An 11,886-nucleotide genomic window follows, 5' to 3' on the forward strand; every position below is an offset into this window, starting at 1 on the left:
TTTAGTTTGTATAATGCTGTCTAGACTCCAGCGCCTAGAGGCTCGGGTCATAAGTCGGTCCGGCTGTGCGGCAAAGAACGCCGCTTCGCCAGCCCATCTTATGCCTGTCGCCTCTGAACAGGCGCTTACGCTTTTCTTATTTCAAAATAGATAACTGAGGTAATTGGACTTTCTGTGTTTCACGAACAAATGCCGTAGCGCCTGTTCTTGTCAATTCTTTAATGCCATATGGTCTAAGCAAATCGATAAACGCCTCGATCTTTTCCGGATTTCCAATCACTTGGTACGTGACGACATTTTTTCCAGTGTCAATAACCGTTGCCCTGAATGGTTCGATGATGCTGTTCATTTCACTTCTAACATGCGGAGGTGAAATGACTTTTACTAGAGCTAGCTCACGCATAACGATTGCTTTATCCGTTATGTCATTAACTTTAAGAACATCAATTTGTTTTTGCAGCTGTTTGACGAGCTGTTCAATTTTCCGTTCGTCTTCCACATTGACGATGAACGTCATTTTCGATCTGCCTGCTATTTCGGTGTGACCAACTGTGATACTTTCGATATTGAACTGCCTTTTCATCAGCAAGCCGGTCACCCTATTGAGCACGCCACTTTGGTTGATAACAGTTACCGTAATAACTCGCTTCATAGTTTACTCACCCCGATCATTTCATGTAGTCCTCTACCTGGTGCAACCATCGGATAGACGTTTTCCAGTTGTTTCACACGGCAGTCGATGAGAACGGGTTCATCAGACAACAGTGCTTCTTGGAATACCGCTTCCGCTTCTTCCAATGTGTCAATCCGATAGCCTTTAATGTCATACGCCTCTGCTAATTTCACAAAGTTTGGCTGAACCGGCATCAATGATTGTGAGTAACGCTTTTCGTAAAACGTCTCTTGCCATTGACGAACCATTCCCAGACAGCCATTGTTGAGAATGATAATTTTCACAGGAATGCGCATTTCTTGTAACAGCGACAGCTCTTGCGCCGTCATTTGGAATCCAGCGTCTCCTACAATTGCAATGACACGCGCATCCGGCTTGGCGATTTGTGCACCAATTGCCGCTGGGAACCCAAAGCCCATTGTGCCAAGTCCGCCTGAGGTTACCCAATGATCTGGATTATTCAGTGAATAGTATTGAGCCGTCCACATCTGATGCTGTCCTACATCCGTTGTGACGATTGCATCGCCTTTTGTAATACGATGAATGATTTCAAGCGCTTGTTGCGGAAGAATTGTTCCTTCATCATCGTTGTCATACCACAGTGGAAACTTCTTGGCGGATTCTTTTAAGTATGTCAGCCAAGTCTCTGTTTCTGGTGACTTGAATTGTTGTTTCAGCAACGCTTGTAATGCTTCTTTGGCGTCTGCCACGATTGGGATTTCTGTCGGTACATTTTTGCCAATCTCAGCAGGGTCGATATCGATGTGGATAATTTTTGCGTTCGGTGCGAATGATGCCAGATTGCCTGTCAGTCTGTCGTCGAAACGCGCGCCGATATTGACAAGTACATCACACTCACTAATGGCCATATTGGATGTCACTGTTCCATGCATACCAGCCATTCCTAGGAATAGTTCATGATCTCCACGGATACTGCCAAGGCCAAGAAGTGTATTTGTTACGGGAATCTGATGTTTCTCTACGAGTTCTTTCAATTCATCCATCGCCTGTGCATGCAAGATACCTGCACCTGCTAGGATCAGTGGTTTTTTCGCTTGTGAAATGGCTTCTGCTGCTTTTTGTATTTGTAAATAGTTCGGAGTCGTTGTCGGCTGATAACCTGGTAAATCTACTTCCGCGTCCAAGTCTCCGGTTGGAATGAAGAGCCCCGTTGCAATATTTTTAGGAATATCAACGAGTACCGGTCCTGGGCGTCCTGTTGAAGCAATGTGGAATGCCTCTTTGATAATTCTTGGGAAGTCAGATACATCATTCACTTGGTAGTTATGCTTTGTGATTGGTTGCGTGATCCCAATAATATCCGCTTCTTGGAACGCATCAGTACCAATGACTGTATTGGCAACTTGCCCAGTGAAAATAACAAGTGGCAGTGAATCCATCATTGCATCCGTAATTCCAGTTACCAAGTTTGTCGCGCCAGGTCCAGATGTCGCAATGACGACGCCAGGTTTTCCTGAAACACGAGCATATCCTTCAGCCGCATGAATTGCGCCTTGTTCGTGACGTGCAAGTATGTGGGAAATAGGGTTTTGATACAATGCATCATAAATCGGTAGTACAGCTCCTCCAGGATAACCGAAAATAACTTCGACACCCTGATCCTTCAAAGCTTGAATGAGTACAGCAGACCCATCTTTCGGTTGTTTGGTCTGTTGTGGCTCTTGCACAGTCTCTGGCGCCATTTCCTCTACTGCTTGCTTCGTTTGAACTTCAGCATTCATCTATAAACTCCTCCTTACTTCTACTTTTGAATAATCAATCTTCTTGTCGAAAAAAAAAGCCTTTTCATCCCACGCAAAGAACTTCTCCTTTACATAGGGATGAAAAAACTTTTCATGGTACCACCCTTGTTCGCAGCAATCTAGCCGCCTCATGAATAGACTAGGTCTATTCTTTATATAACGAGCGCCGATTTCTCTACGCCCGGGATTGCCTACTATAATTTCAGCAATCCACTCCGGGGTGATGTCGCAACTAGTTGTATTACCGGCTTCCAGCATTACCGGCTCTCTGTGAATACAGGTTCTAATTACTTTTGCCCCATCATTGATTTTCACTATTAAATTTTCATAACTCCGCCTGTACTTGCAGATGTGACAAGCGCTGAATATCTAGCTAGATAGCCTTTTTTAATTTTAGGTTCGAATGGTTTTAAGTGTGCTCTTCGTTTTTCTAGTTCTTCATCGGAAACTTCAAGTTCAATTGTCCGATTTGTTAAATCGATTGAGATGATATCACCATTTTCGACTAGTGCGATAGGTCCGCCTTCAGCCGCTTCAGGTGAAATGTGGCCAATCGAGATACCACGAGATGCCCCTGAGAAACGTCCGTCTGTAATGAGTGCTACCTTCGTTGCCAGCCCACGTCCTGCAATTGCTGCAGTAGGTGCGAGCATTTCTGGCATTCCCGGTCCACCTTTCGGACCTTCGTAACGAATAACAACAACATCACCCGCTTTTACTGTTCCGTTGTCGATTCCTTCTTGTGTATCTTCCTGAGATTCAAACACAATGGCTTTTCCTCGGAACTCTGTAATCGATGGGTCAACGGCTCCTACTTTGATGACGCCGCCGTCCGGTGCAATATTACCGAATAGAACGGACAAGCCACCTACAGGACTGTATGCATTATCGTGACGTCGAATGACTTCATCATTGAGAATATGAGAATCTTTTACGTTTTCATAAAGCGATTTACCAGTAATCGTCATCCGGTTTGGACTGACGGCTCCTTCGATTTCACAGAGCTCTTTAATAATTGCACTGACACCGCCAGCAAGATGAACATCATGCATTGTGTAGTCAGAAGATGGACTAATTTTGGATAAATAAGGAATACGTTCAGCAACTTTGTTGATATCACGAACATCGTATTCGATTTCTGCTTCGTGTGCGATTGCCAGTGTATGGAGGACTGTGTTTGTAGAACCGCCCATTGCCATATCAAGTGCAAATGCATCATCGATTGTTTCTTTCGTTATAATGTCACGCGGTTTAACATCTTCTTTCACCATGCGAACAAGATGTTCCGCTGCTTCTTTAATGAGTCTATGTCTTTCATCCGAAGTGGCAACGATCGTTCCGTTACCCGGAACTGTCACTCCCAGCATTTCCATTAACGAGTTCATGGAATTCGCTGTGAACATTCCTGAACAAGATCCGCATGTAGGACATGCACTCTGTTCAATGTCTAGCAGCTCTTCAGCTGTCATCGTACCTTGTTTGTAAGCTCCAACACCCTCGAATACCGAAACGAGTGATAAAGGCTTACCAGTCGATGATACACCGCCTTCCATCGGTCCGCCTGAGACGAATACGGATGGAACGTTCGTGCGAACTGCTGCCATCAACATGCCTGGCGTAATTTTGTCGCAGTTTGGAATGTAGAATACGCCGTCGAACCAGTGAGCGTTGATAACCGTTTCTGCAGAGTCTGCGATGAGTTCACGGCTTGGTAATGAATAACGCATACCAATATGTCCCATTGCAATCCCATCATCAACACCGATTGTGTTGAACTCGAACGGTATACCGCCTGCTTCACGAATCGCCTCTTTGACGACTTCCGCGAATTTATTCAAATGCATATGACCTGGAATAATATCAATATATGAGTTACATACACCGATGAAAGGTTTGTGCATATCTTTCATTCTAACGCCCGTTGCGTACAGCAGACTTCTATGCGGTGCACGGTCTACACCTTTTTTAATCATGTCACTTCTCATTGGTTTTTCCATTGTACTCACCCCTAATCAAATCACTTACATGTTTACATCTGTTTATCTAGTTGTCTAGGTTATGTAGTTTGTGAATTGAATCACGAACTGAATTGGATTGATGTCATCATATCTTGGATACCCACTGGAGTCAACAGTGTTTTTAAAATTGTTAGCCAATTATGAATAGTAGATTTAAATGTATCCGCTTACACGTCAGTTATACAGCGATATATCACATATAGCACATTTTAAAAACTTTTAAAATTATTTTTCATGAATTCAATTTTCAATGATTTTTTCCGATATGAGTACTTTTCTAAAAGCTTAAAAAGCACAATCGCCTGCTCAGCACGATGGGGTTGTTCATTAGTGAGAGAGTCCGGGTCGGAGTGAAGATTGTAGATCGCTTGGCGCTTTGGGGATTGCCTCTTGCCATGAGCCAGGATTTGCGCTTCGCATCCCGTCTCACGGCTTCGGCTACCCCTTTGCCGCGCCTGCGCTAGTGCTTGCGTTATTGAGAGAGTGTGATTCGGAGTGAAGATTGTAGATCGCTTGACGCTTTGGGGATGCCTCTCGCCATGAGCCTGGATTGGCGCTTCGCATCCAGTCTCATGGCTTCGGCTACCCCTTTGCCGCGCCTGCGCTGGAGTTTTCATTATTGAAAGTGATTTTGAGATGTATAGACTTAGATTATAATGTGATTACTATTTGATACTAATCTCATTGAAGAAAGACGTACTACAGACTGCAGGTCTTATCTCCGACAATGAAATACACTTTCTAACATAGATTTATCCAGCGCATGCGCGTCTTCGTGGTAGCTGGAGCGATAAGACTGAAAACGGTTTTCTTTCTGGCTTATCGCGGGAGGCACCCACAAAGCGCAGAAGCGATATTAGCAGGATTTCCGATTCGTTCCCTATATTGCGACTGTTGTTAAATGCATTCCCATGTTTGAAGCAAACCGTACAGGCGCGACTTCGTGGTAGCCGGAGCGATAAGACGGAAAGCGGTCTTCTTTCTGGCTTATCGCGGGAGGCATCCACAAAGCGCAGAAGCGGTATTAGCAGGATTTCTGATTCGTTCCAGATATTGCGACTGTTGTTAAATGCATTCGCATGTTTGAAGCAAACCGTATTTCTAGATGTCGTACCGATACCGAAATGCACTTTCTACATAGACCATCCAGCGAAGGCGCGACTTCGTGGTAGCCGGAGCGATAAGACTGAAAGTGGTCTTCTTTCTGGCTTATCGCGGGAGGCATCCACAAAGCGCTGAAGCGATATTAGCGGGATCCCCCATTTTCACCATATATTGAGACTTTTTCAACGGCCCAGGGGCTAGCGGCTGGAGTCTAGACAATAAAAAACCACTCCAGAGGCGTTTACTGGAGTGGTTACTTATGAGGACGACAGTCACCTACGTGAGTCAAATCCCTATTGGAATGATGTACATACCTGTTTCTTTATCGTTTTTCACAACAACATCAACCCCGTAAATTTCTTTTACAGTTTGAACGGTGATAACTTCACTAGGTGTACCTTTGGCAACGATTTTCCCATCTTTCATCGCAATAATGATGTCACTATAACGTATCGCCTGATTAATATCGTGTAAAACCATGACGATTGACATACCATGTGTGCGATTCAAGCCCTTAATCAGTTCCAACAATTCATATTGGTAATAAATATCAAGATAAGTCGTCGGTTCATCTAATAGCAGGAAGGGCGTTTTTTGCGCTAGCGCCATCGCAATCCAAACGCGCTGCATTTGACCTCCAGACAATTCGTCTATTGGTACTGTTCGCTTATCTGTCAGATTGGTACACGCGAGCGCCCACTCAATTGCCTGTTGGTCGTCATCTGTCGCTGAAGTGAACAAACTCTTATATGGAATCCGGCCATAACCTGTTAGTTTTTCGACGGTCATATCGGATGGGGCATTATTTTGCTGATGCACAACGGCTAATTTTTTCGCCAGTTCCTTCGGTTTAAAATCAGAGAGTGCTTTGCCCTCTAATAGAACTTGTCCACTTTGCGGATGATTATTATTGGCCATCACGCTAAGTAGTGTCGATTTCCCACAACCATTTGGCCCGATAATCGTCGTCACTTTCCCACTATCAATCGTACTGTTGACGCCATGCAACGTATTTACTTTTTTATCGTAGGAGAAAGTAATAGCCTTAATGTCCATAAATACGATCACTCTTTCTCAGCAAGAATATGAGGAAAGGTCCCCCGATGACAGCCATAATGATAGATGCCGGGATTTCATTGGGTGCTATAATCGTTCGGCCTAACGTATCCGCCGTTAAGATCAGCAAAGCCCCTGCCAGTGCTGAAAACGGAATAAGCACTTTGTGGTCCGTTCCGACCAATGACCGTCCAATATGAGGAATAAGCAGGCCTACAAACGCAAATAGGCCTGCGACTGCAGTTGCAACTGAAGCAAGCAGAACAGCCACTAACGAAATCACTAATCTCGCTAGATTTACATTAACCCCTAAATTTTTCGCAGTCTTATCATCTAACGCCAAGTAATTGCACCACGAATAAACGACAAACGACAACACGAGGCCAATCGTTCCATATAAAATGAGTACATCGACATCACTCCACTTTTTCATCGTAAGCGTCGAGGTCATCACTTGACTCATCGATTGTGTAAGTGCACTTCCGCTAAAACCAAGTCCTTGGCTCAGCCCTGTGAATAAGGCATTCACCGCTATTCCGATTAAAATCATGCGCAGTGGATCAAGCCCGGATCTCCAGGACAGTGAGTACACGAGGAAAAATGCCAAAGCTCCACCCAAGAAAGCAAAAAGGGGAACGAAAAAGTACAGTGTTGGAAAAAAAGCGACAACAACTATGGACATAAACCCGGCACCCGCAGAAACACCAATTATTCCTGGGTCTGCTAATGGGTTACGCATTACTGCTTGCAATAGTACACCCGCCACGGATAAAGCTGCTCCTGCAAATAGAGCGATTAGAATTCGTGGAAGCCGCAAATCCTTAATGATAGCAACCTGATCATTTGTCCCCGTTATTAGTCCATGAATCAGTTCGTACGGCGTGACTTTAATACTTCCCATTAGTGCAGATTGAATGCTAACTAGTATGAGTAGAATAATGACGCTGATAAAACTGAGCGCCTTTTTATTTTTCCGTAACATTATTATCCCTGCCTTTAGTTTGGATACAACATTTTTTGCAGTTCGCCCAATGCTTCGACTGCTGCTAAACTGCCTGTTGTTCCAAATAGAAGTTCGTCTAAATCATAGACACGGTCATTTTTAACAGCTTCGAAATGTTGCCAAACGTCATTCGATTTGAACTCATCGTCAAACATTTGAATGACCTGTTCTGGCATACCATGTGAAGCTCTTAAAATGATATCCGGTTTTGCTTGCTGTAAGTATTCTGTATTAGAAGAAAGAAACTCTACTTTTTCTCCTGTAATGACATTTTTACCGCCGCTTCGCTTAACGAGGTCTCCGATATAGGAATGTTCTGTTGCAACTAGATAACTCCCTGGAATACCAAGTAAAATGAGCACAGTAGGCTGGGCTTTACCTTCTGATAGTTTATCAATTTCGGCAACTTTCTCTTCGAATTGATCGACAATCGCTTTCGCTTGTTTTTCGCGATCATACTTCTCACCTAAATGTAAGATTTCGCTGTGCATTGCGTCTATGCTTTCCAAATTTACATAAGTCATATCGATGTCACGTTCGTCAAACATCTCTTGCAAATCATATTTCAACGTTGTCACAGATAATATTTCTGTCGGTTTCAGTGACAAAAGCATTTCCATGTCTGGGCTCATCGGATTCCCGACCTCTTGTACATCGGTGTAGCGTTTCGGCAAGTCTTTGTAACTTGATGGTATCCCGACTAAATCGATTTCTAGGGCATCCATAATTTCCGTCAACGCAACCGTTGTAGCAACGATCCGCTCACCCGCTGGTTCGGTATTTTCTTCATTGGATGAAGTGCCTTTTTGGGACGAACAACCAGCTAGAACTACAGTAGCTAGAAGTATATAAAAAAGATTACGTGCTTTTCGCATGTTCATTAACAACTCCTTGTAGCTTATGTAAAAAAGGGTCTCGCTTTCGTTCTCAAGACCCGACTACCATGTACCTCTTACTTTTCAGTCCGTGTGCGCTGTCTCACAGCAAAGACAATAACTCCACCAAGAATAAGTATCGAGAAAATGACGATATACCATATAGATTTCGAATTCGACTCAGATATTGAATCTGCTTCAACTTCAGCCTCGTTTGCTTCATTCGTTACTTCAGATGACTCTTCTTCTTTTTCTGCCGCTGCTTGATCTTCGGCAACGATTTCTTCTTCACTCGCCACAGACTCAGCTTCTTCTTTCGATTGCTCAGTCTCAACAGTCGCTTTTTCTTCTGCTGTTGTAGCTGACTTTTCACTCGCAACTTCTTTAGATTCTACTGGTTTCGCTTCGTTTTTTTCTTCAGTTTTCGTTTCTACTTTTGTTACAGCCTGTTTGTTTTCAACTGGTTTAGGTGTTGCAGTCGCCTTTTCCGTTACTGAAGGTTTGGGCGTTGGTTTCGGTGTTGGTTGTACTGGTTTAGGTGTTGGTTTAGACGCTGGAGGTGTTGCGGGCTGCCCGGCGACAGGCGCTAAAGGGATATTGGAACTGTTAAATTTGAAGCGGATATCGTATTTGTTGTCATATGTAAAACCGGGTATGCCCGTTACAATGACATGAATTTTGGCATTTACCAATTGCTCAATGTCTGTCACTTCAAATTTCACAACGCGTTTATCATTTGCCGTATCATTACTTACTACTTGTACATCGGCAAATCCACCGCCTGCTTGCACTTTAAAGTATTGCCACCAAGAACTGTTTTTCAATGTAACAACGGCATACGTTTTACCGTTTTGAACGGTTACTTTCGCCGGACTAACCATATAGTCAGCTGTCGTCGATTGCTCATTACCTGTATCTTTTAACACTGTAAACGGAACCGTGTACTCGCCATCGGCATATTTGGAAGCCGCAGCTGCTTTGTCAGGTGCAAGTGTGGGAAGTATCGTAAATAAAGCGAATAATACTGTCATCATAAATACGGATTTTTTTTTCAAATCATTATCTCCTTTACCGAAAACATTTTAATCAGTACAACGCCGGCTGTCACAAATGGTGCAGTGACGCCGGCATTGATTGATTGTATAAAATTATTTTTGAAGTGTTTCGAGTAAGTAATAAACCATTTTAGAAGCATGTGCGCGTGTCGCGTTTGCTTTTGGTTCGAATAGTTGTTTACCTTTTACTTCTTTACCGCCAATGATACCAAGACCAGCTGCCAAGTCGACAGATGTTTTTGCATATGCAGTAATGTCTTTCGCATCTGCAAACGCAACATCATTTTTCACGCCTTCTAGTACACTTGCATCTTTGTATTCAATTGCACGGATAATCATAGTAGCCATTTGTTGACGTGTGATTGCTTCATTCGGACGGAATTTCCCATCAGTTACACTTATGATACCTGCACGGCTTGCCGCTTCAGCTTCGTAAACGATCCAGTCCATGTTTTTTGTTACGTCAGAGAATGTTCCTTTATAATCTTGTTTCGGAAGTTCAAGTGCACGTGACAATAGGATGGCAAATTGTGCTCTTGTAATTTGATCATTTGGAGCAAACGTTGTAGCCGTTTTTCCTTTAACGATTTGTTTTGATGCAAGTGACTCGATGTAAGGTTTTGCCCATGTTTTGTCAATATCTTTAAATGTTACGGGTACTTCTTCAACAGGCGTTTCTACTTCTTCACCAGGTACTTCTTCTGTTACAACTGGTTTAATAGTTGCTTTGTCAAAAGCAAGACGTACAGTATAGTTCCCTGTGTGGTTCGCTGCTGCTACAAATACTGTGAATTTAGCATTGATAATTGTTGATAAATCAGCTACTTCAAATTCAACCACTCTTGTGTTTGCTTCTACATCTGTTTTTACAACAGTTGTATCTACGAATTTACCAGCTTGTTCTACTTGGAAAGCGGTAATTTGTTCATTGTTCGTAAGTGTCATTGTAACAAGGTTTTTACCGTCTTTCACAGAAAGTGCTGCTGGTGTTTCAAGGTATCTAGTCATTGATGAATCTTTATCTTCTTCTTCATGCAATGCTTTGTAATCGATTGTATATGCACCGTCTTTAATTACTTCTGGTGCTGGTGTTACGGGTACTTCGGGAGTTTCCGGTTTTTCAGGAGTTACTTCCGGTACTTCTGGTACTACCGGAGTTTTGCTGTCATCGAATTTCAAACGGATATCATAGCTGTGGTCATACTCGCCTAGGCCTGGTACACCCGTTACGATAATATGGATTTTAGCATTCAGTTCTTTACTAAGATCTTGAACTTCAAATTTAACAAGTCTAGTATCCGTTGCCTTATCTTCACTGATTACTTCTGCATCTGCGAAGTTTGTTTCTTTAAATGTACCTGGTTGTTTTGTTTGGACTTTCAGTGACTGCCACCATTTACTGCTTAATAATGTTACGTATGCGAAAGTTTTGCCGTCTTCAACAACAATTTTCGCAGGGCTTTTCACATATTGAGCTGTTGCTGATTTATCATCATTTTCAACTTGCAATATATCAAGTGGTAGTTCAAATTCTTGTTTCACCGGTGTAGTTACTTCAGCTGCTTCGAATTGGCTAGCAGGTAGTACAGTAAATAGAACGAGTAGTGCTGAAAATAACATCATTAGTTGCTTTTTCATTCGTTAATCCCCTTTTAATGGTTTATTTTTTTACTTTCTTCGCGGAACTGAACTTGCGCACAAAAATAATCGCAATGATAGCGATTATTGCGAGCAATACATAAATAAGTGCTGTGCTACTTGTTGACTCATCTTTCTTTTCAATCGTGTCAACAGATTTTGATTCGGCAACAGGCGTATTAACAACAACCGCAGGAGCGTCTGTCAATTCCATCGTTTCTACATCTAGATTCAAACGGACCGAGTACTTGTGATCATACGACGGCTCCATCTCTTCAATGACAACATGCATTTGTAACAGCAACGGCTCTGTACTATCTCCGTCTACTTTAAATGCAATGACGCGCTTATCATTCTCAAGATCTTCACTGACCATATTCACGTCAGCAAATGATTCAACATTTGCCGATTTTATGAATTTAATCCATTTAGCATGGTTCACTGTGAATTGTAAATACTGCCCGTCTTTATCAATCGTCAGCGTTGCCGGTTTTTCAAAATAATCATTTGCAATCGATACGGAATCATTCTCAGCTTGCAACATTTCGTAGTCGACAACATATGTACCATCCGAGAGTTCGGCTGCGTGAGCATTAGGTGTATAAGAACCAAAAACAACACTAAAAAAAATGAGTAATGAAAGTGGTATGGTTAATCGATGTTTCAAAACACAATACCTCCTCCCTCCACACGGGAAGAAT

Annotated in this window: 9 protein-coding genes and 1 other annotated feature; all 9 genes read right to left on the minus strand. The window is 42.8% G+C overall.

Annotated features, from left to right (window positions below; all coding sequences use genetic code 11):
- Positions 1-136 precede the first annotated feature (136 nt).
- The gene (gene ilvN / locus ACP8HG_RS12645; protein ID WP_067212339.1) at positions 137-652 is read right to left on the minus strand and encodes an acetolactate synthase small subunit; all 516 of its coding nucleotides are present in this window, start codon (positions 650-652) and stop codon (positions 137-139) included.
- Positions 649-2,376, minus strand: a complete 1,728-nt coding sequence (ilvB, locus tag ACP8HG_RS12650) for an acetolactate synthase large subunit (RefSeq protein WP_255428716.1) — start codon at positions 2,374-2,376, stop codon at positions 649-651. Before ilvB ends, ilvN begins: the two co-directional genes overlap by 4 nt.
- A gap of 131 nt (positions 2,377-2,507) precedes the next feature.
- Positions 2,508-2,750 (minus strand) — a binding site (T-box leader).
- 3 nt (positions 2,751-2,753) lie between these two features.
- The gene (ilvD, locus tag ACP8HG_RS12655) at positions 2,754-4,421 is read right to left on the minus strand and encodes a dihydroxy-acid dehydratase (protein ID WP_067214050.1); all 1,668 of its coding nucleotides are present in this window, start codon (positions 4,419-4,421) and stop codon (positions 2,754-2,756) included.
- 1,422 nt (positions 4,422-5,843) lie between these two features.
- Entirely contained in the window at positions 5,844-6,614 is a 771-nt protein-coding gene (locus tag ACP8HG_RS12660) for an ABC transporter ATP-binding protein (RefSeq protein ID WP_067212347.1), read from the minus strand.
- Entirely contained in the window at positions 6,604-7,596 is a 993-nt protein-coding gene (locus tag ACP8HG_RS12665) for a FecCD family ABC transporter permease (RefSeq protein WP_067212349.1), read from the minus strand. The genes ACP8HG_RS12660 and ACP8HG_RS12665 overlap by 11 nt, the downstream gene beginning before the upstream one ends.
- A gap of 14 nt (positions 7,597-7,610) precedes the next feature.
- On the minus strand, positions 7,611-8,498 hold the full coding sequence (gene isdE / locus ACP8HG_RS12670; protein ID WP_338655378.1) for a heme ABC transporter substrate-binding protein IsdE: 888 nt from the start codon (positions 8,496-8,498) through the stop codon (positions 7,611-7,613).
- Positions 8,499-8,569: 71 nt separating this feature from the next.
- The gene (locus tag ACP8HG_RS12675) at positions 8,570-9,547 is read right to left on the minus strand and encodes an NEAT domain-containing protein (protein ID WP_438296550.1); all 978 of its coding nucleotides are present in this window, start codon (positions 9,545-9,547) and stop codon (positions 8,570-8,572) included.
- Between the two features lie 93 nt (positions 9,548-9,640).
- Entirely contained in the window at positions 9,641-11,185 is a 1,545-nt protein-coding gene (locus tag ACP8HG_RS12680) for an NEAT domain-containing protein (protein WP_438296552.1), read from the minus strand.
- 22 nt (positions 11,186-11,207) lie between these two features.
- Entirely contained in the window at positions 11,208-11,852 is a 645-nt protein-coding gene (locus ACP8HG_RS12685; protein WP_438296554.1) for an NEAT domain-containing protein, read from the minus strand.
- Positions 11,853-11,886: the final 34 nt, after the last annotated feature.

The organism is Sporosarcina sp. FA15 (genome assembly GCF_051550195.1).
Taxonomy (GTDB): domain Bacteria; phylum Bacillota; class Bacilli; order Bacillales_A; family Planococcaceae; genus Sporosarcina; species Sporosarcina psychrophila.

Bases quoted from the DNA above. Each gene is read 5' to 3' on its own strand.
- ilvD (WP_067214050.1), bottom strand. From the start codon at position 4,421: ATGAGAAGTGACATGATTAAAAAAGGTGTAGACCGTGCACCGCATAGA.
- ACP8HG_RS12680 (WP_438296552.1), bottom strand. From the start codon at position 11,185: ATGAAAAAGCAACTAATGATGTTATTTTCAGCACTACTCGTTCTATTT.
- isdE (WP_338655378.1), bottom strand. From the start codon at position 8,498: ATGAACATGCGAAAAGCACGTAATCTTTTTTATATACTTCTAGCTACT.
- ilvN (WP_067212339.1), bottom strand. From the start codon at position 652: ATGAAGCGAGTTATTACGGTAACTGTTATCAACCAAAGTGGCGTGCTC.
- ilvB (WP_255428716.1), bottom strand. From the start codon at position 2,376: ATGGCGCCAGAGACTGTGCAAGAGCCACAACAGACCAAACAACCGAAA.
- ACP8HG_RS12660 (WP_067212347.1), bottom strand. From the start codon at position 6,614: ATGGACATTAAGGCTATTACTTTCTCCTACGATAAAAAAGTAAATACG.
- ACP8HG_RS12665 (WP_067212349.1), bottom strand. From the start codon at position 7,596: ATGTTACGGAAAAATAAAAAGGCGCTCAGTTTTATCAGCGTCATTATT.